Origin of the sequence: Arthrobacter sp. Leaf337, from assembly GCF_001423745.1 — a bacterium.
In the GTDB taxonomy this organism is placed as follows: Bacteria; Actinomycetota; Actinomycetes; order Actinomycetales; family Micrococcaceae; genus Arthrobacter.
Map to the genome: position 1 here is coordinate 17,412 of NZ_LMPC01000013.1, position 20,273 is coordinate 37,684.

18 protein-coding genes are annotated in these 20,273 nt (G+C 62.2%); 1 reads left to right on the plus strand and 17 read right to left on the minus strand.

Annotation, left to right across the window (positions count from 1 at the left end; all coding sequences use genetic code 11):
* Nucleotides 1-11: 11 nt before the first annotated feature.
* The 7 genes from ASF98_RS13190 to ASF98_RS13220 all read right to left on the minus strand — a co-directional run bounded on the left by ASF98_RS13190 (nucleotide 12) and on the right by ASF98_RS13220 (nucleotide 8,402).
* The gene (locus ASF98_RS13190) at nucleotides 12-2,636 is read right to left on the minus strand and encodes a bifunctional FO biosynthesis protein CofGH (protein WP_082506831.1); all 2,625 of its coding nucleotides are present in this window, start codon (nucleotides 2,634-2,636) and stop codon (nucleotides 12-14) included.
* 70 nt (nucleotides 2,637-2,706) lie between these two features.
* Complete coding sequence (gene cofD / locus ASF98_RS13195; protein WP_055802515.1) at nucleotides 2,707-3,729, minus strand: 2-phospho-L-lactate transferase; 1,023 nt, start codon at nucleotides 3,727-3,729, stop codon at nucleotides 2,707-2,709.
* Nucleotides 3,730-4,153: 424 nt separating this feature from the next.
* Nucleotides 4,154-4,975: an SDR family NAD(P)-dependent oxidoreductase gene (locus tag ASF98_RS13200; protein WP_162242329.1), complete on the minus strand. Its 822-nt coding sequence runs from the start codon at nucleotides 4,973-4,975 to the stop codon at nucleotides 4,154-4,156.
* Nucleotides 4,976-5,063: 88 nt separating this feature from the next.
* Nucleotides 5,064-5,960, minus strand: coding sequence for a nuclear transport factor 2 family protein (locus tag ASF98_RS13205; protein ID WP_200939361.1), 897 nt, complete (start codon nucleotides 5,958-5,960; stop codon nucleotides 5,064-5,066).
* A 17-nt stretch (nucleotides 5,961-5,977) separates the two neighbouring features.
* Nucleotides 5,978-6,532 (minus strand): flavin reductase family protein, encoded by a 555-nt coding sequence (locus ASF98_RS13210; protein ID WP_235505897.1) that lies wholly within the window; start codon nucleotides 6,530-6,532, stop codon nucleotides 5,978-5,980.
* A gap of 29 nt (nucleotides 6,533-6,561) precedes the next feature.
* Complete coding sequence (locus ASF98_RS13215; RefSeq protein WP_156372400.1) at nucleotides 6,562-7,305, minus strand: hypothetical protein; 744 nt, start codon at nucleotides 7,303-7,305, stop codon at nucleotides 6,562-6,564.
* Nucleotides 7,302-8,402 (minus strand): LLM class flavin-dependent oxidoreductase, encoded by a 1,101-nt coding sequence (locus ASF98_RS13220; RefSeq protein WP_235505910.1) that lies wholly within the window; start codon nucleotides 8,400-8,402, stop codon nucleotides 7,302-7,304. Before ASF98_RS13220 ends, ASF98_RS13215 begins: the two co-directional genes overlap by 4 nt.
* 206 nt (nucleotides 8,403-8,608) lie before the next feature.
* Between ASF98_RS13220 and ASF98_RS13225 the strand changes: the two genes are divergently transcribed.
* The gene (locus ASF98_RS13225; RefSeq protein ID WP_055802525.1) at nucleotides 8,609-9,091 is read left to right on the plus strand and encodes a nuclear transport factor 2 family protein; all 483 of its coding nucleotides are present in this window, start codon (nucleotides 8,609-8,611) and stop codon (nucleotides 9,089-9,091) included.
* 1,535 nt (nucleotides 9,092-10,626) lie between these two features.
* On the opposite strand, the gene ASF98_RS24165 is transcribed toward ASF98_RS13225, so the two are convergent.
* The 10 genes from ASF98_RS24165 to ASF98_RS13270 all read right to left on the minus strand — a co-directional run bounded on the left by ASF98_RS24165 (nucleotide 10,627) and on the right by ASF98_RS13270 (nucleotide 20,242).
* Entirely contained in the window at nucleotides 10,627-10,767 is a 141-nt protein-coding gene (locus ASF98_RS24165) for a hypothetical protein (protein ID WP_156372401.1), read from the minus strand.
* A 401-nt stretch (nucleotides 10,768-11,168) separates the two neighbouring features.
* Complete coding sequence (locus ASF98_RS13230; RefSeq protein ID WP_082506833.1) at nucleotides 11,169-11,951, minus strand: enoyl-CoA hydratase/isomerase family protein; 783 nt, start codon at nucleotides 11,949-11,951, stop codon at nucleotides 11,169-11,171.
* A 46-nt stretch (nucleotides 11,952-11,997) separates the two neighbouring features.
* Nucleotides 11,998-12,975, minus strand: coding sequence for an NAD(P)H-dependent flavin oxidoreductase (locus ASF98_RS13235; protein ID WP_235505899.1), 978 nt, complete (start codon nucleotides 12,973-12,975; stop codon nucleotides 11,998-12,000).
* 165 nt (nucleotides 12,976-13,140) lie between these two features.
* A complete protein-coding gene (locus tag ASF98_RS13240; RefSeq protein ID WP_235505906.1) occupies nucleotides 13,141-14,259 on the minus strand; it encodes a zinc-dependent alcohol dehydrogenase in 1,119 nt (372 codons plus the stop codon).
* 117 nt (nucleotides 14,260-14,376) lie between these two features.
* Entirely contained in the window at nucleotides 14,377-15,132 is a 756-nt protein-coding gene (locus tag ASF98_RS13245) for an SDR family NAD(P)-dependent oxidoreductase (protein ID WP_082506834.1), read from the minus strand.
* A gap of 25 nt (nucleotides 15,133-15,157) precedes the next feature.
* Complete coding sequence (locus tag ASF98_RS13250) at nucleotides 15,158-16,174, minus strand: cyclase family protein (RefSeq protein WP_055802532.1); 1,017 nt, start codon at nucleotides 16,172-16,174, stop codon at nucleotides 15,158-15,160.
* Nucleotides 16,175-16,182: 8 nt separating this feature from the next.
* A complete protein-coding gene (locus ASF98_RS13255) occupies nucleotides 16,183-16,641 on the minus strand; it encodes a VOC family protein (RefSeq protein WP_024368561.1) in 459 nt (152 codons plus the stop codon).
* A 54-nt stretch (nucleotides 16,642-16,695) separates the two neighbouring features.
* Nucleotides 16,696-17,856, minus strand: coding sequence for a mandelate racemase/muconate lactonizing enzyme family protein (locus ASF98_RS13260; RefSeq protein WP_055802535.1), 1,161 nt, complete (start codon nucleotides 17,854-17,856; stop codon nucleotides 16,696-16,698).
* An 8-nt stretch (nucleotides 17,857-17,864) separates the two neighbouring features.
* Nucleotides 17,865-19,232, minus strand: a complete 1,368-nt coding sequence (locus tag ASF98_RS13265; protein WP_055802536.1) for an MFS transporter — start codon at nucleotides 19,230-19,232, stop codon at nucleotides 17,865-17,867.
* 92 nt (nucleotides 19,233-19,324) lie between these two features.
* On the minus strand, nucleotides 19,325-20,242 hold the full coding sequence (locus ASF98_RS13270; protein ID WP_055802538.1) for a LysR substrate-binding domain-containing protein: 918 nt from the start codon (nucleotides 20,240-20,242) through the stop codon (nucleotides 19,325-19,327).
* Nucleotides 20,243-20,273: the final 31 nt, after the last annotated feature.

Sequence of the window (20,273 nt, forward strand, 5' to 3'; positions counted from 1 at the left end):
TTGCGTAGCTGCTACTTCAGCGACAGGGGAAGCAGCCGAAGATTCTTGCCCGTGGCGGCGAATCCGGTGTCCGCGTTCTTGCGGGCGACAGCCAGACGTTCCTCCGATGGCGTTCCGTAGGTTGTAGTGCGCTGCAAAGGAATGCGGCCAATGGAGCTGATCACGTCCTCGAGTTCCGAAACGGTCTTTTCGGAACCGTTGTCGGCGCCGGCCATGCGGCTGATTGTTTCTTCCATGAGAGTCCCGCCCAGGTCGTTGGCTCCTCCTTGAAGCATGAGCTGAGTGCCAACGGTGCCGAGCTTCACCCATGAGGTCTGGATGTGATCAATCCGGCCGTGCAACATCAGGCGGGCAACTGCATGGACGGCACGGTTTTCCTGCATCGTTGGTCCTGGTCGCGCAATGCCCGCAAGATAGACCGGGGCGTTGGTGTGGATGAAGGGCAACAGCACGAACTCCGTGAATCCACCCGTTTCATCTTGAATCCTGGACAGGGCGCGCAGGTGTCCCACCCAGTGAGTCGGATTGTCGACGTGGCCGTACATCATCGTCGAACTGCTCCGGATGCCGAGCCGGTGCGCGGTGCTGACAATTTCGATCCACGTCGCGGCGGGGAGTTTTCCCTTAGTCAGCAGCCAGCGGACGTCGTCATCGAGAATTTCCGCGGCGGTGCCCGGAATTGAATCGAGCCCGGCGGCGCGTGCCTCGGTCAGGAACTCCTCGAACGACATGCCAAGACGTGCCGCGCCGTTGACGATTTCCATCGGGCTGAAGGCGTGCAGGTGGATGTCGGGCTGCCGCTTCTTCACCTCGCGGGCAAGGTCGAAGTATGCCGTCCCGGGCAAATCGGGATGGATGCCGCCCTGCATGCATATTTCAGTCGCGCCGATTGCCCAGGCTTCATCAACACGGTCCCCGACCTGTTTCATCGACAGGGTGTAGGCATCTGCATCGGTTCGCCGCTGAGCGAAGGCGCAAAAACGGCAGCCCGTGTAGCAGACATTGGTGAAGTTGATATTCCTGTTGACGACATACCGCACTTCATCTCCGACGGTCTGTTCCCGGACGGCGTCCGCCAGTGCGGCCAGTGCCTCCAGCTCCGGTCCTTCGGACGACAATAGCCGGAGGTATTCGGCATCTGAGAGTCCCGCCGGGTTGTTCTCCGCTCGGGCGAGCACCCGCCGGATCTCGCGGGCCTCGTGGCTGTCGGGGGAGTGGTTTGATCTGCGGCTGCCGGCTGCGTCCTCGCGAAGTGCAGCCCAGTCACCGTAGACGCCGTCGAAATCGCTCCGGCGGTCACCAGTGCGGCCTATAGTATCGATCTCCGTATGCAGATTGACCCGGCCCTGACCGACGGTACTCCATTCCACGTCGGGGTCCTGCCAAGGCAGTCCAGTGGGGTTGAGCCCCTCGATGGCCAGCCCGTCGGGGCTGGCCAGGGCACGGACGTGGGGCAGAATGCGCGGATCCAGCCACGGATCTTCTTCTTTCACGTAGCGCGGGTGGGCGGTGAGACGTTCGCGCAGCGTGAAGCCGCTGGCCGCCGTCAAACGAGCAAGATCATCCAGATGGGGCCACGGGCGTTCAGGGTTGACGTGGTCAGGAGTGAGGGGGCTGACTCCGCCCCAGTCGTCGATCCCGGCGCTGATCAGGAGGGCCAGTTCGTCGGTGTCGGTGAGGTTCGGAGGGGCCTGGAGGCGCATCTTGGGTCCCAGTACGAGTCGAGTGACGGCGACGGCGGCCACGTACTCTTCCGTTTCAAGGTCTGGTGACGCCATCATGGCCGTTGCGTCTTTGGCCCGGAAGTTCTGGACGATGACTTCCTGGATGTTGCCGTAGCGGCGGTGGACGGCCCGGAGCGCGAAGATCGCGTCGACGCGCTCGGCGTAGTTTTCGCCGATTCCCAGCAGGACCCCTGTGGTAAACGGGATGCTGGAACGTCCCGCGTCTTCCAGTACCCGGAGCCGCAGGGCAGGTTCCTTGTCGGGGGAGCCGTAGTGCGGCCCGTCCTTCTCCGACCACAACCGTGTAGCCGTCGTCTCGAGCATCATTCCCATGGACGGTGCGACTGGTTTCAGCCGCTGGAGCTCCTCCCATGTCATGACGCCCGGGTTCAGATGCGGGAGCAGGCCGGTTTCTTCCAGAACCCTGACCGCCATCGCACGGACGTAGTCCAGGGTTGAGTCATAGCCGTGGGCATCGAGCCATTCCCGTGCCGCCGGCCAGCGGTCCTCGGGTCGGTCCCCGAGGGTGAAGAGCGCTTCCTTGCACCCCAGTTCGGCGCCCTGGCGGGCGACGTCGAGGATTTCGTCCGGTGACATGAAGATGCCTTTTCCGGCCTTCTTTAGTTTGCCCGGAGTGCTTACGAAGGTGCAGTAATGGCAGCGGTCACGGCACAGGTGGGTTACGGGGATGAAAACCTTGCGTGAGTACGTGATGATGCCGGACTGGCCGGACTGTTCCAGGCCGGCATCGCGGACCCGAGATGCCGAAGCCATCAGCCGTTTGAGATTGTCTCCTCGGGCGTGAAGGAGAGTCTGTGCCTCGTCAGGGTTGAGTGTCACTCCATCATCGGCGCGGCGTAGTGCCCTCCGCATCGCACTGTCCGACGGGACAAACGTTTCCATCACGCTCATGATCAAACTCCAGGGGTAGGGACAACAGGTTTTGCAGCCGGACGGCGCGGGTAGGGTGTCAAGGCTCTGACTACAGGGGCGCGGGACGGGAAACGGAGGAAGCCATGGCCAGTGCTTCTGATGCCATGGCCGCGGTCGTGTGGATGTCCGTCATCCAGAGCGGGGCCACAGAGCCACGGATCCCAAGATCTTCAAGTGCAGGGACATATTCGGCATCGGCGTCATCCATGAGCCACCCGTCCAGGACACCACCGCGGCTTCGGGCGCCGTAAAGGCCGGCCACCCCTAGCGCGGTAGCGTCGACGCCGACGGTCTCCAGGCATTGCTCTGCCATGCCGCGGACTGCTGTTCCGCCGATGATGGGGGAAAGGCCGACGACCGGGGCAGCCGTGCTGCGCAGGGCGTCACGGACGCCGGGTACTGCCAGGATGGTCCCCACCGAAACAACCGGGTTGGAAGGAGGGATAAGGATGACGTCCGCCGAACCGATGGCGTCGATAACCTCAGGTGTGGTGGTCGCCGAGTCCAGTCCCACTTGGATGAATTCTGTGACCGGGACGCCGGCACGGTAACGCACCCACCATTCCTCAAAATGGATCAGCTCACCGGCCTGATGTTCATCTATGTCCCGGGCCAGCCGAACATTTGTTTCGACTTGCCCGTCGCTCATCGGAAGGAGCCGAACTCCGGGACGCCAGCGCCGGCACAGTGCCTCAGTTGCTTGGGTCAGTGTGGCGCCTTCGCGGAGCATGTCGGTGCGGACAATGTGCGTACCCAGATCGAGGTCGCCAAGGGTGAACCAGTCCCATCCACGGCCGTAGGCGCTGATCTCAGCAGATGCCCGCCGGGTTTCGCCACTTCGGCCCCAGCCCTGATTCTCGTCGACTCCGCCACCCAACGTGTACATGATGGTGTCCAGATCCGGACAAACCCGGAGGCCGTTCAGCCACATGTCGTCCCCGGTGTTGGCAATGACATTGACGTCGACAGCGCTCTGGCCGGACTCAGCGGCGACTGCGGCAAGGTGCGCGAGCAGACCCCGAATGAAGCGGGCACCGCCAACACCACCGGCCAGAACCGTGATTCTCTTCATCGTGAAGCACCGACCTCTCCCGCAGCCTAAAGCAAGGAACTACAACGTTCCGATGCAAACGAACAATCGCTTGTTCTCCAATAATGTTACCTGCGTCTCACGGGGTGTCAACAACAGTGCGGTCCCTCGCGAACGTCATTTCCCAGAACATGGGCAACCCGCGGTGGACGGACACAACAGTGGTGGTGGAGAGTTTCCGGCCTGCGTCCATCCCCGTAGGGGCCGGTCCCTTACTCGACTAAACCGAGCCGGTATCTGTCTGAACCCCTGGGAGTGTGAGTGGAACGAAATGCGATGGCTCCCACGGCCGTTGTGCGACAGCCATCAATGGCGGTTGGTGCTTGAACCAGCAGCATGCTGTACCTGCGGGCCGCCGTGCTTCGTTCCGCGGCGACGCTGGCGGAATTAGACCCATGCGGGTACTTCAGTTCGCGGTGTAGCCGCCATCGACAGCGAGAACGGCGCCGGTGATGTAGGACGCCTCCGCGGAGGCGAGAAAGACGAACGGAGCGGCGATTTCTTCTATCCGTGCGCGCCGACCGAGCGGTGTGAAGCGCGCGATCCTTTGGTCGGATGCCGGGTCATCGTGTGCGGTAACGCCATCCATGATGGACTCGACGTAGCCGGGCGCGATTGCGTTAACCCGAATGTCGAACTCTGCCCACTCGATCGCCAGCGTCTTGACGAGCTGGTTGATTGCACCCTTACTCGCAGCGTAAGGCGCCAAGGTGGGAATCCCGACACTACCGGCAATTGAGGATGTGAAGATGACTGATCGGCCCGGCCCGGGATTCTCAGTCCAGATCCGGGCGGCCGCCTGCGCGAGCTGAAAACCCGCCCGTACGTTGACGGCCATGATGGCGTCCCACTGGGATGGTGTGCAGGCCAATGCGGGCTGGATGATATCAATGCCGGCGTTGGCGATGAGCGTGTCGAGCCGTCCGTGGAAGTCGAGGGTGTCCTCGACGAAGGACCGGGCCACGGCTTCGTTGCTGGCGTCGCCCCACACCGCGCTCACGCGTCCGGGGCCGCTCGCGAACTCCGACCGAAGCTGCTCTGCAGCTGCGGCAGTCTCCTCCTGATGAAGGCCGCCGACAGCGACGGACGCGCCTTGGCGCAGGAACGCTCGCGCGATCCCCAAACCGATGCCTCGGCTGGCGCCGCTGACGGCTACGACCTTGCCCGTCAGGTCGAACAGCGGTAATGGCGACCCGGTCATGTCGGCTCCTCGTTTCTTCTCGTGCACGCTCTCGGCCTTCGTCGACATTTCAACGGCGGTCGACAAGTGGCAGACGGACGCCCTGCTACTTCGGATGCAGTTGGCTTCATTAATATCACTTCGTTGTGATCCAGCCAGGGCGGTAGTCAAAGTAGGAGATTTTCCACGCGCCGTGTTCCAGCCGAAGGTCGAGTTTGTAATGGGCTCCATACAGGTCTTGCCCGTCGGGGGTAAGCGGCTGTTGGGGGATGACCCGCCCAATTACCATGTGAGCCGTCGTTTCATGCTCATCAACCTCGATGCTCAAGGGGCGGCCGAAGTGCTGCATCCAGGGCCAGTGGCGACGGAACTCCTTCTGCTGTCCAATGATTTCGTGACGCCCGTCGCGGTGACCCATAGGCGGGAATTCACCGAAAGCGTCTTCGGTGTAGCACCCGCTCAAGAGACCGAAGTCGCCTTGGTCGATTGCCCAGGCATAACGGGCGTAGGCATCGGCGACCTGCTGGACTGCGTCCGTGGATGACAGCGGAGGAACGCCGCGCGCCCAAGGGGAGTCCAATTCGCTGACAATGGTAGGCGTCGGATCGCCGAGTTTCCATCCCCGCCCGGGGAGTCCATTCCAGTCGGAAAATCTGGATGTGTCTCCGTCAGTCCAGGGAATCGACAGCTTCAAATCGCGGAATCGCCACCCGTCCTCGCCGCGGGTGAGGTCTGCGACAAGCACCGCTCCGAAGACGGCCGGGGCCCTCGCGGTGGGATCAGCGACATGGCCGAACAGATAGGCGGTCAGGACGGTGTGGCTGTCGTTCCCTGCAACATACTCGTTGGTAGACACCAATTGCAGAGGCATGGCCATGCCACGATCGGCTGCGAGTAGCGCGGCGATGTTCTCCGCTCCGACGGCTTCGCCGTGTGCGCTGCTGTGTATCGAAGATGATGCGTGGAATGTATGGCCGAGTGTCTTGCTGTCGCCGCCGGCCCATCCGGCCAGGAACGATTCGAGGGCGGACAATACGTCGTCTCTAATGGTCAATTCTTGTCTCCGTAATGGGTACCAAAGACCCCGCTCCAATAGGTCAGGGGCGAGCCTCGGCCGGCGTCTGTTTCTTCTACATTCACGAGAACGAGCATGTGGTCTCCGGCCGGCGTGATTTCAGCAACGCGGCCGGCTATCCAGACGTGCAGGTCTGGGAGCCGGGGCGCACCAGCTTCGGGCTGCCATACGATGCCCTCGAATTTGTCCTTACTCTTGGTCGCGAAATGGCGGGCAATCGAGCCCTGCCCCTCGCCGAGGACATTTACCCCCAGCGGGCTGCCAGGCTTCAGGGCGGCAAGGAGGTTAGACCCTGCATCCAGGGATATCAGGACCATCGGAGGTTGCATCGAGAGCGACAAGAACGCGCTGACGGTGGTTCCGAATGCACTGCCTGCGCTGACCGTGGTCACGACCGATACCGGAGTGGCGACGTGGGCCATGGCTTTCCGGAAGCTGGCGGCCGAAATGGTCCGGTCCCGGCTGTTCCCGCGCGGAGACTCGGCGGGGCGGGGCGGCGTGCTGTGTCGGTTGTGGCGTGCTGCAACCACGCCTTCCGAAGTCGTTTCGCAGGTTCCGCTCACAGGGTGCCCCGCGCGTCAGGGTGACGGTCGTCGTAGACCGTGCTACGGCTCAGCGGCGCGATCTGCAGAGGCGCTGGGAACGCAGTATCGCCGTCGTCATGGAATCTCCACGCGGCGGTGTGAAAGTTTCCGTCAGCGGTACCGATGGTCAGGAACGCGTCGTAGACGGGGGAGCGTTCGGGTACAGGTGCCCAAACGTCTACTTTCGAGACCCCGTCGGTGATGTCACAGAGGGCATCAGCGGCTTCTGCATGGGTCAGCTGCGTTCCCAATAGTGCGTGCATAAATCCGGAGACTCGATGTTCCGCCCAAGTGGGTGCATATACGCGTTTTGTGTTCGGCAGGATCGGCGTTTTATCCAGCGCCACGAACCGGGGAATTTCATCAGCAAATGAGACAGTGGTTTGGTAGCTAATGACCGACCCGCCAGCACTACCGTCCGCGGTTGGTGTCTGGTAAGCGACGAGGAAGTCCAGAGTGCCCTCTGCGCCGGTCCGTTCCGTCCAATTGGAATGGAGGATGCGGTGCGAGCTGACTTCATCGGGAACGGTTCGGAACCACTGTGCCAGCTCCAGATGCCCGTGCGCGAATTGAACCTCACCTAGACGTCCCGTCAACTGGATATTGTTCTCGAAGAGGTCGAGGTGTTCCACAACGTTTCCGGCGGGCGACTCCAGAAAGGCGAACCAACGGTGAGCCAGCGAGAGTGCTGCGTGACTTCTGCGGGACATTGCGGTCATGGCTGCGGGATCGATTCCGCGAGGAGCGTGGCCCTAGGCCGGGAAAGCGAGAGTTCGGCCGCGAGTGCTTCCAGGGCAGCGGCCCTGCGATGTTCCCCAGGCATCATTGGGTTGATCATCACCTCGTCCGCGCCGTAGCTATCGGCCAGGTCTCGAAGGGACCGCGCGACCTTTGCCGCAGTGCCTGCGATGACCCGGCCCTGATTGCGTTCGCGGGCGGCCAGCTCCGTCGGGCTCCACTGGTGGTTCCGCGCCCTCTCTAGCGAAGGGATCCGCGGGAAGGGCGAGGCGCCCTCGGCGTGCGAGAGCCAGAGATGGAACGCGTCGGCTAAGTCGGCCGACTCGGTCTCGTCCTTGCCTACGGCGACAAACACGGCGGCTATCACCGCAGGTTCAGCCAGGAATGCACTGGGGCGGAAATCCCGCCGGTACTGCTCAGCTGCCCTCGGTCCACGGGCGCTAGGGTTGATGAAATGGGCGAAGGTGAAGCCTATTCCGTTGGTCGCGGCCAGTTCCGCCGTTGACCCGCTTGCTCCCAGGACCCAAGGCAGGGGCAGGGATCCAGCATCCGGGCTCGCCGATACGCCCCTGTATTGGGAGTCCGCGGCGTGGCCACCGGTAAGGAAGCCGAGAAGGTCGGCCACTTTCTGTGGATATGGCAGCAAGCCCGATTTCTCGTCATTCAATGCTGCGCTCACCCGTGGATTGGCCCCAGGGGCGCGCCCAAATCCCAGATCGATACGGTCCGGATTCAACGTCTCCAGCGTCTTGAAGTTCTCTGCTACCTTCACGCTGCTGTAGTGCGGCAACATCACGCCGCCGGAGCCGATCCTTATCCGAGTGGTAGCCGAAGCGAGATGAGCAATCAGGACCTCGGGCGAGACACTCGCCATTGCCTCAATCCCGTGGTGTTCGGACACCCAAAAGCGCGAATAGTTCAGCTGTTCGGCCAACTGCACAAGCCGTGTCGATGCCCTGAGCGCAACCAACGGCGTCGCACCCTCGTCGATGGGTGCGTAATCCAAGATTCCCAGTTTCAACTTTTCCTCCTCATCATTGCCGCTGTTGGCGATGAGAACCAACGTAAACCTTGCCATCCATGTCAAGGTCAAATCCTTGGCGCGACCTCATGCCGCGCTTATGTCGAACCCCTCCGAGCGTCCGCTTGACCTTCACACAGATGTGAAGGCCTATTCTTCAAATCGAGCGGCTGGCCCCGACCTCGGATGTGCTAGCGCGAGGCGGATCTCAGCCGCACGCGGTGATCACAATTCCCGTCCCCGATCCAAGAGAAAGAGACGTTATGGAACGCATCGAAAGGCTTCTGGCCATTGAGGAGATTAGGAATCTCCGGATCAAGTACGCGCATCTGCTCGACACCAACAACGCCCGCCTGCTGGGCGAGCTCTTTACCGGCGATGCCATTTGCAACGCCGGCCGGGGACAGTGGGAAGGGCGGGCTGCCATTGTCGACGGATTGAGCGCTGCATTTGCTGAATACGACAGGGCGGGCACGGGGACGTACCCGTTCCACCACGTGATCACAAATCACTGGGTAGAGTTCACCGGCGCGACCACTGCCGAAGGTCGCTCCTACCTCGTGGATCTCCAGACTGACCCGACTCAGGCTCGCTGGATCCTCCTAGGTACCTATGCCGACGAGTATCGCTTTGAAGGGGGAGTTTGGCTCATCAGCCGCACGCGACTCGACATCACGTGGCCATCGCGATCCATCGGTGGCGGACTGCCCGGGGATCGTCTGGTACTACCAACCAGCGCGTCGTGAACCTGCACCTGGTCATGCCTGCTCGACGGCAGTTCGACGCCGTCGAAAAACTAAGCGGTACATATCCCGACCCTCGGGAACAGCAACTGTTCGCCGCGCCAAACAGTCTAGGAAGGGCTCCGTTGATCGGACAGTTGCAATCGTCCGGGCGGCGCCGGCCTGCGTGTCGAACCTGACCCGCCGGACATAGCCTTCTCGCGGCGCCGCCGCACCCTTCCCCTCCTTGCGAAAGCCATTGAAATGAAATCTTCCCCGCTCAATAACAATCGGCGGAACTTCCTTGCACTGATCAGTGCTGGTGCGTCCGCCCTCGCCGGAAACGTCGCTGACCGAATGTACCTGACGCTGACTACGGGAAGCGCGGCAGACTGCGAGGTTGACGCGTCGGTAGCCGGTGCCGCCGAAGACACTGCACAAACTGGACCGTGCGGAAACCGTGGCAACTGAGTGCTGCGGGGCGTTGAAAGCTGAATCGGTTGCATCAACTGGATTCCGACAGGTTCCTGTGGACGTCATGTAAGAGTCTGCAGACTCTGTTATGACATGACTGAGTGGAAGGTTTCACGGTGACTCAAGAAATTGCTGCCGTGAGTGCTGATGGCCTGCGTCGTGCAAAATGCGGATGTTCGAAACACGGTGATCAGGCCCACTTCCAGGCAGTCAAAATCTGACAGGTCAACGAAGACCGTACCCCACAGTTGTGGGGTGCGGTCGTAGGTCTGAAGGCTTTTAGCCCGCGAAATTAGTGTGTGGACAATGTCCACACTTTGAACGTCGGATCGGGTCGTACCGGGGTCGGACTGGCCCGGATTCGGCATATTTCCGCGGGAGCCCAGTATTCGCCGGGGCTGGAATGCAGTTCGAGTCCCACCTTGGGCACAGCATGACCCCTCGTCAGAGGGGTTTTTGCTTTAATGTGTGGACATTGACCCTCCCCGGGTCCCTCTGACGCTGTCCGCGGTCTGTGCCTGGCGCCGCGGTCGCCTGTTCGGTTGTGTGGGTGGCAGTTCAGAGTCCTGGCTAGTGGGCCATCCGTATGCTGGAATCTAGGGTGATATGCCGTCCTATCTAGCTGATCCGGTGGCCGGTTGTTGGCCCTCACTCCTTCATGGCCGGGAATTGTGGCGACGACATGACGAAGCCGAATTGTCTTCGCGGATAGCTGCCTTCGGCGAACCTGTCTAAGTGCGCTCATCGCGTGTTTGTCCGGCCAAAGGGCGTGGGGACAATGTCCACACTTTGTCCACCGCCTGCTTGTCGACGCGCATTTTGATCCCTTACTCAAGGTTCTGCCGACACCACTTTCATGCAGGTCTTTGTTGCAGGCGACATGACTTTGCGGCCCGGATCACAGGATTCCTAGGAGGCTCCGGGTTCAGCGGGCACGTCTCCGGGGGGTGTCTGGCGCTGGCGTTTGATCCGTCGACAGTGTGAAGGTGTGTGGGATCCGGACTCTTCTTCCGGGGCCGCTCCAGGTTTGGCTGATCCGTAAGACCTGTCCATGGTTGGACGCGCGGCTATCGTCTTCCTCCCATTTACAGGGTCAGTGCCGTTCCGCTAAGAACGGCGTCCCGAGCAGGCTCGCGGTAGACGAGGCGGCTGCCGCGCCTCTCAGAGACGGGCCCGTCACCGACGGTCATTCCGCTGAACACGGCGACGATCACGCTGGCGGGCACTGGATGTGTCTGTCAGACTTGTGCGTCGTTCTGATATATGGAGTCACCGCTGGGTTTGAGGGTCCGGAGTGCAACTTGGGGAACCGGGAGCGGTTCAATGTTCGTGAGGAAATAAGCGACGGAGGAGCGCCGAACGAAACTTTGAATCGTGAGCGGCGCGGAGCGCCCTGGTTGCGCGGAGGAACCGCCCAGCGAAGATGGGGATCAGAATGAAAAACAGCGAAGATGCTTCTGGTGGTTCATGGAGGTGGGGGAGCGGGGCGGCCTGATATCAGAATGAAATGCCGATTGTGGTCCGCCGCGAGAAGTGAATGCGGCCCGCGCCTATTCGACGCTCCCCCTGGGAGTTCGCCCGGCAACTCGTGCCCGTCCCTCTATCCTTGTTGCGTGCGTAGGGAGTACTACTTCCCGGTGAACCGCGGCTCTCGCCGGTCGAAGAAGGCCGCTTTTCCTTCAGCGAAGTCCTGCGAATAGTACAGCTCCCGCTGGATCTGTTGCTCGGCGGCGAGAGCGTCGTCGACATCCAGCCGTCCGGCCGCGAAGAATTCCTTGATCGCAGCCAGCGACCGCGGTGCGCGCCCCGTGAGCACGGCGGCCAGGTCCACGGCCCGCTGCAGCGCTTGGCCTGCGGGGACCGCCTCGTCCGCAAGCCCCAGCGTGAGCGCCTCGCTGGTGCCGACGGGGTCGCCCAGGAGCAGTACCCGCTTGGCTGCGGACTGCCCGATCCGGTGCGACAGAGAGCCCATCAAACCTCCATCGGGGAGCAGTCCCAGACGGGAAAACGGAAACAGTGCCTTTGCTCCCTCTGCCATGATGACGATGTCGCAGGCCGCCATTAGCCCAACACTAATGCCGGCTGCCGGGCCTTCAACGGCGGCGATCATGGGTTTTGCGGATCCGGTCACCAACTGCACCAGCGTCCGGATCCGGCTCATCCGTTCATTGCTGTCTTCCTTCGTCGCGGGCGGCATCGCGGAAAGGTCTCCGCCTGAGCTGAACGCTCCGTCTGCCCCTGTGAGGACCGCAACGCGGACGGCGTCGTCCGCAGCGGCCGCAGCGAGGGCAGCGATCAGTTGTTCACGCATGAGTGTGGAAAGGGGGTTGCGGCGAGCCGGATCATTCAGCGTCACTACCAACACGCCGTCGTGCAGGGCGGTCAGCACCAGCCTTGCCGGGGGCATCATTGCCCCGACAATCGTTGGCCCGCACTTCGGCGGACAAGAAGACAAGTCATGCGCGGGCTGCAATCGTGGCGCTAAGGCGTGACTGGATCAGGCCGTCGGCCTCCTGCACAATTCTGGCAACCAACTCTGAGCAGCCTGGCACATCGTGAATGAGCCCTTGGACCATACCAACGGTCCAGACACCGGACTCGGGATCGCCGTCTGTGTAGACCCGTCTGCCCCGGGACCCAGCCACCAAGTTCTTGACGTCCTCGAAGACACCGCCGTTCGCGAGGATCCCGACTGCCTCGCGGCTGACCGAGTTGCTTGCCACGCGCGAAGTATTGCGGAGTGGCCGGAAGATGAGCTCGGTGTCCAGCTCGGTGGCCGCTACGATCGCGTCCTTGATCTTTGGATGAATTGGAGATTCCTGGGTGCACATGAAGCGCGTCCCCATACTGATTCCTTCGGCTCCAAGCGCCAGCGCCGCGACCAACCCGCGGCCGTCGGCTATTCCTCCGGAAGCCAGTACCGGTATCCGGAGACGGGCGGTGGCTGCGGGAATCAGGACAAGGCCAGGGACGTCGTCCTCGCCCGGATGGCCGGCGCATTCGAACCCATCGATGCTGACAATATCTACACCCAGGGACTCGGCCTTGAGCGCATGCCGCACACTGGTGCACTTGTGGATGGTCCTGATCCCCTGCGCCTTGAAAACGTCAACAAATCGACCCGGATTGTTTCCGGCGGTCTCCACCACCGATACCTTTTCGTGGACGATCACGTCGCGGTACTCGTCATAGGGAGGAGGACTGATGGACGGCAGTATGGTCAGGTTCACTCCGAACGGGCGGTCCGTTAGTTCACGACAGCGTCTGATTTCACGCACCAGATTCTCTGGTGAGCCAGTGGTCAGCGCGCTGATGATGCCGAGCGCGCCGGCGTTGGAGACGGCGGCCGCAAGCTCGGCGGTTGCCACCCACTGCATGCCGCCCTGCACCACGGGATGTTCGATGCCCAGAATCTGCGTTGCCCGTGTTTTCATGACCAGTTGTCTTCCCCGGGAATCACGCCGTCAACCATGCGGCGGGTCCGCGACCCCGTCGGGTCGGGCCGGCGGACGTGGGTCGCGGTTGTGTAGACCGTGGACATCTTATGAATTCCTTTAATGAGTTAGGTTTGCTCTGCCCGTTCTGCGCCGTCTGCCGTCCTACTGACCGTCGTTCCTTGGGCGGTCGGGAAGTGCCGGAATGAGCAGGACCTTGCAAGAGTCCTGGGAGAGAAGCCCGATGGCCGCGTCGAGAGCGGAGAGCGGAAGGCGGTGGGTCACGAACTTGGACAGGTCCAATTTCCCACTGGCGACAAGTTCCGCGATCTGCTCCCACGTTCCCCAGAGAGCGCGCCCGAAGCTGCCTGTGAAAGTCAGCCCCTTTTTGATCAGGTACGCGGCGACGTCCAGTTCAATCGGCTTTCCTGGAATACCCACGGCGACAGCCGTTGCTTCCCTCCGGAGGGCTTCAAGGAGCGCCGGCAGCGCAGCGGGTACTCCTGAAGCCTCGAAGGCGACATCAAAACCAATTTTGTCGCCCGAAAGCTTCCTGCACGTCCCGACGACATCATCTTCGGGGGCAAGTGCTGTTGCGCCGAGGGCTTCGATGAGGCCTCTGCGGTAGGCGTTGGGTTCCACAACGACCACGTTGGCGGCACCCATGGCGCCGGCGATTGCGGCGATGAACAGGCCGACGGGGCCTCCGCCGCTGATCACAACGTCAGCCCCGGTGAGGTCGATTTTGGATCGTTGGATGGCGTGCATGGCGACCCCGGCCGGCTCAAGGAGGGCGCCTTGTTCCAGCGGAAAGTCCTCGGGCAGCCTGAAGCAGGCCGCGGCCGGTACTACGAGCCGCTCGGCAAAGCCGCCATCTAAATGGAGACCGAGGAGTTCCATATTGAGGCAATTGTGGGCGTCACCGGTCCGGCAGGGGTAGCAGTCCCAGCAGGCGACGTGGGACTCGAGCGCCACCCTGTCGCCCACTTTGAGGGATTCAACACCTGACCCGACTTCGATGACGGTGCCGGCACACTCATGCCCCAGCACCACGGGAATCTTGAGGTTGAATGCCTGCGCCATGGGTGAGTACTCGTACAGTGCGCGGTCGGTTCCGCAGACCGACGCTGCAGCGATTTGAATCTTTACCTTCCCGGCCGAGACCTGCGGTTCGGCATAGGCCGTGACGAACTCGACGCCGCGCTCGGGCCTTGCCTTGACCACGGCACGCATGGTGCTGCCGGCATGGGTGGATTCTGCCTCGGGAGCACGCAGGGATGTCATTCTTGAAACCTGTCTGTTGGGATTTGGCGCGAAAAGTGGGGATGTTGGTGCAAAGGGAGGGGCCGCCGTCGGCTCGGCGGCGGCCCCTCCCTCCAACCCCGCGGGGACGGCGGCGTTTCAGCCGAAGACCACACCGCCGTTGACGTGAAGGATCTGTCCTGTGATGGTGCCGGCGTCGGGTGCGAGGAGGAAGGAGATGGCGGCGGCAATTTCCTCCGGCTTTGAGAGGCGTCCCAGGAGTGACATTCCGGCGATCCGGTCGCGGTCGGTGTCGCTCAATACATCGGTCATCGGGGTTTCCGTTGCCCCGGGGGCGACCATGTTTACGCGCACGCGGTGGGGGGCAAGTTCGCGGGCGTAACCCCGAACCAGTCCGATGAGAGCGGCTTTGGAGGTGGCGTAGGCGCCGTTCCCCATCAGTCCGCCTCCGGTGAACGCGGCGGCGCTGCCCAGGACGACGACGGTTCCCAAGGCGCCTGCGCGGATAAGGTGCGGCCCCGCCGCGGAAATCGTGTTCTGGACCCCGATCACGTTAATGTCGAGCACCCGCCGGAATTCGGCGACATCGATGTCGAGCAACGGTGACCGGCTGACTATGCCGGCGGCGGCGACGACGCCCGTCAGGCTTCCCCCTTCGGCGAATTGGTCGGCTGCACGCCGCATGGCGTCGGCGTCGGTCACGTCGGCGGCAATCGCGAGGTGTCCGTCTCCATCCAGCGTCGCTACTGCTTCTGCGGCGGCTGTGGGGTTGATATCCACGATGGCTACGCGGGCACCTCTGGCCGCAGCCTGGCGTGCACAAGTCAGGCCGATGCCCGATGCGCCGCCGGTGATGAGGACAGCTTCGGCTTTCACAGATTGGGGTTGATTCACGTTACGTGCTCCTGATGTTCATTTCTTAGAGGATTGCCATTGCGTTGGCGGGGCTGCCGACGCCACCTAACAGGTTCAGCGGCTGTGCGGTGAGGAATACGTCGTACCGTCCCCGCAAGGTGCAGGCGGCGGCAAGTTCGTCGAGTACCCAGAGTTCACCGATGGTGAGTCCCAGCAGCGGGATAAGGATGCGGTGCAGCATCCCGCTGTGACTGGATTTCGGCATCGTACCGGTGAGTTCTGCGTCGACGGTGAGGTTCGAATCTGTCGCCGGCCATGCCTCGAGCGCGATGTTGTCCGACGCCGCCACCGAAACCTGGTGATCCCAAAGCCACGCCGCCGTGTCTTCCGACTGGCGAAGGCCCGGCGAGCGAAGGACACCATCGGAACGATCAGGGCCCTGCCGGAAGTACTTCAGCCATCCGGTGCGGATCATGATGATGTCACCGGGATGAATCGAACTCCCTTGCCACTCGAGCGTTGCGTCAAGGTCCTCGACGGGAATTTGTTCGTTGCGGGTCTGGTCGATGGGACGGCCGACCGCTTCGCGGTAGGCGCCCACATCGATGAGCAATCCTCTTCCTGCAATTCCGCGTTGCGCGACCGCCTGGACGCCTAGGTCGGGTTGACCGGCAACCAGCCCCGTGGGATCGGAGTCGTTGTAGAAGCCGCGGTCCGGGTGTCCGAAGTGTCGAAGTCCGTCGATCTGCGTGGACGCCTGCAGGAACAGGTTGTCGATTCGGTCATCGCGGTGGAAGTCATTCAAACCGAACACGGTGTGTTCAATTGATCCGCGGTGGGCGATGATCGGCGGGTCGAACTCGGTTAACGGAAGGTTGAGCGGTACGACGTCGCCTGTCACGATACTCCCGCGTGCGGCGAGCACGCGTTCGGGAGTGAGGTGGTTGAGCGTGCCGAGCTGATCTGCCGGGCCCCACAGGCCCCACGCCGTTCCCCGCAGCCGTCCGGGGCGATCGAGTAGCTGGTCGAACCGGGGGAACTCACCCCCTGAGGTATGCGGAAGGGCTTGAGGAGTCGTCATCGGCTGGTTCAGGATTCGCCCTCGGTCATGACCTGGTGGATCTCGATCATGTTGCCGGCGGGGTCGGTGAAGAAGATCTGGTGCCAGCCCTCGACCGACCAGATGCCCCAGTCGTCGAACGGGATGTTGTGCTCGGTCAAGCGCGCCTTAATCGCCTCAATGTCATCGGTCCGGAATGCGAAGTGCCCTCCGATGAGCGGGTTGACCGAATGCCCTTCCTGCGCCGCGAGGTATGGCTGGCGCTGGGTGGCGTGGATCTGCAGCTCATTCGGGTCGCCGGCGTCGAAGAACTTGGCGGCACTGTCCCACTCGGCGTCGCCGTCGATGTCCTTGTCCGCGTTCTTGGAAGTGGCGATCATCGCAGGGGAAGGGAGTTGGTTGAGCCCCAGGGCCTTTCCGTAGAAGTCGGTCAGCAGCGACATGTCATCTGAGGTGACGTTGACGTGGTGGAGACGGAGGTAAACCATGATTGGTCCTTTGATTGATGGGTTTGGGATTGGGAGGGCAAGTTTTGTGCGGTGTCAGAGGTCGACGCGGTAGCGGGCGACCTTCTCCGGATCGAGTCGGACGCCGAGTCCGGGTCCGTTGGGGACCCGCATGTGCCCATTCTCGATCAGGAGTGGTTCCTGGAGTAACCCGTCGGCCATGTCCAGGTAGTTGGACAGTTCCGCGGCGGACCGTGCGGTGATCTCTTGGGATGCGCCGAACACGAGCGAGCATACGGTGCCGAGGTGCGCGTCGATCTGGTTACCGATGACTGCTTCGATGCCGAGACCCTCGGCAAGGTGGGCGACACGGAGCGAGTCGGAGAATCCTGTCCGGGCGGTTTTGATGCTCACAGCCGTCGCTGCACCCGCGAGGATTTCGCGGGTGACGTCTGCGGGGGTCGGAGCGCTCTCGTCGGCGACGAACGGGATTGGGCACTGCGAGACGAGCCAGCGTCTGCCCAGTACGTCATCGGCGGGGCAGAGTTCCTCGACGCGGCTGAGGCCCACGTCTTCGAGCTGACGAACCGCTAGGGCGGATTCCGCTGCTGTCCATCCGCGGTTCCCGTCGATGTACAGTTCGGCCTCGGACCCCAGGGCTTCGCGCACGGCTTTGCAGACGGCCACGTCCAAGGGGATGGGGCGGCGTCCGACCTTGATCTTGAAGCTCGAGATGCCGAGCGTCTCGCGCAATTGGATGGCTTCCGCGGCCACGATCTTGGGATCATCGAATCCCAGCATGTGGCTGACCTGGAGCTGGTCGGTGAAGCCTCCGAGAAGGCTGTGGACCGGGGTTCCGATCGTCTTGCCCCATGCGTCCCACATGGCCATGTCGATTGCGGCTTTGGCAGTGGGGTTTCCGACTGTTCGTGCCAGCCGTGACCGGACCAGTTCGCGGTCGAGGATTGAGAGACCGATGATGGCGGGTGCGAAGATCTGCTCGATCACGGCCACGATCGACGCTTGCGTCTCACCGTAGGTGTAGGGGCGCGGGGGTGCTTCGGCGATACCGACTACCCCGTCGCTGGTGACGATCTCCACGAGAACGTTGTCTGCAATGTCGATCGATCCGCTCGCGAACCGAAGCGGCTTGCGATAGGGGATCGCGTACGGCACGGTTCGTACTTCGAGGATTCGTGCCGCCGTTGACGGCTCATGGCCCGGAGCCGCTGTATGGGTGGCTGTTTGAACTAGCAAAGTTTCGGTCATCCTTCGGTGTGCGGATTGGCGGCTGTCCGTGCAGCTGTTTCGGTATTCAAAGTCCCGCGGAGTCCTCCGGTGTGGCGGTCGGCCCATCCGATCAGGATGTAGTTGAAAACTGCTGCGAGGGCAAAGAAACCGGACATGACCAGCAGGCCGGCGGAGGTAGTTCCGGTGAGGTCGGTCAGCCACCCGAGAATGTACGGGCCAACGAGGCCGCTGACGTTACCGACGCAGTTGACCAGTGCGATGGAGACCGCGGCCAGTGCGCCGGCATAGACCTGCGCGACGGTGGCCTGGAACGTGGAGAGGACGGCGAAGAAGCCGGCAGCGGCGACACTCACGCCGATGAGTGACAGGAAGGGGTTCCCTGAGAGAACTCCGATGAGGAGTCCCAGCGCGGCGGCAACCATCGGGATGGTGAGGTGCCAACGACGTTCACCCGTACGGGAGATGCTGCGGAGAATAACAAACATGACGATTGCCGAGAAGATCCACGGAAGCGCGGAGACGTACCCGGATCCGACAGCGTCGAGATGGAATTGCTCCTTGACGATTGTGGGGAGGAAGTACGTGATCGACCAGAATCCGATCAGGATGAAGAAGTACGTGACCGCGAATGCCCAGAGTGAGGGCCTGCGCAGCGCTGCCGGGAGCTGTTTGAGTTCGTGGGCTCCGGAATCCGCGCGCTGTGTGACGTTCTGTGCAAGGTATGCCTTTTCTCGTTCGTCGAGCCAGGGTGCTTTTGCAGGCGAGGAGGGCAGGACGAAGAAGATGACGACGGCGAGGAGGATTGCCGGGAGACCTTCGAGGAAGAACACCCACCGCCATCCGGCGATGCCGGCGACGCCGTTCATGAGAAGGATCGATGACGTAACCACGGAGCCGACCGCCAGTGCGACCGGTACAGCGAGGTTGAGCCACGACATTGCCTTCGGCAGCAGGCGGGCCGGGCACCAGAGAGCGAGGAAGAGCATTGCCCCGGGGGAGTAGCCGGCCTCAGCCAATCCGAGCAGGAACCGCATGATGTAGAGGGTGACATCGTTCTGCATCCATGCCATGGCGATGGTCACGACACCCCAGGAGACCATGATCCGCGCCAGCCAGATCCGTGCGCCCACCTTGGCGAGGAACATGTTCGAGGGGATCTCGAACAAAAGATAGCCGATGTAGAAGAATCCGGCCGCGAGGCCGAAAGTCGCAGCAGTCAGGCCCAGGTCCTTGGACAGCGGGCCCGCGATCACACCGAGATTGGCGCGGTCTATATAGGAGATGAACATTCCGAGCATTAGGAGCGGAAGAACCTTGACCGTCACTTTTCGGAAGACGCGGGCCTCGATGCCCGGATCCACCGCCACAGGAGTTGTTGTCATCGCAATTGTCTCTCTTCATTGAGGGCGTGTGATTTGGTGCCTTCACAAGAGACTAGCTAGAGATTCTTCTCAATAGAAATACCAATTACCTCTCATTTGAGAGCGAAACCAGAAAGATCAGGGGTGGGTAGAGCCGACTCCGAGACCTTCAGGACTGCCGCAAGCGCAGGGGACTGGTCATCCTTGCGCCAGGTCAGCGTTGCGAACATATGGCTGGGGTTAATGTCGACCAGTTCCCGGTAGACGATTCCGACGGACTGCGCCGGCGTCACGGAACTCAGGGTGATGGTGATGCCCGCCCCGGCAGCGACAAGGGCAAGCGCGGTCGCCGAGTCGGGCGATACCTGGACCACCCGTGGCCGGAACCCAGCAGTGATGCAGAGGGCAAACATGGTCGCCTGGAGAATTGATCCGGTGTCAGAGGGAAGGCTGACAAAGTCCTCGTCGTGAAGGTCCGCCAGCGAAAGATTGGGCTGATTGGCTCGTGGATGCCCCTCCGGCAGTGCACACAAAATCTGCTCCACTTCGACGACGCGCGATTCGAGCTCCGGGTGCGGCGTAGGAAGGCGGGCGAAAGCAAGATCCAGCGAGCCCTCAAGGAGCTTGTCCAGCGCCGTATATACGTAGGTCTGCGATTCCAGCTGCAACTCGATTCCGGGATGCGACTCCCGCACCGCCCGGGTCAGCAGCGGAAGCGCGCGCTGGCTCGAGGCCCCGGCGAAGGCGATCCGCACCCGACCCTGGTCTCCGGCAGCGATCGATTCAGCGAGATTCTGGACCGCGACAACCTGGCTGAGCACCTTTCGTGCCGGAACCAGCAACCTTGAGCCTGCATCAGTCAGCGCAACGCTGCGCGTGCTTCGCTCGAACAGCTGGAGGCCGAGACTTTGTTCGAGCTGCTTAATGCGCGCACTAAGAGGCGGCTGGGACATGTGCAGCTTCGCGGCCGCCCTGCCGAAATGTAGTTCTTCGGCTACAACGGCGAAAGCCTCAAGATCCTTAATATCCACGACTGCTCCCTGATTCGATTATTCTGTTCTC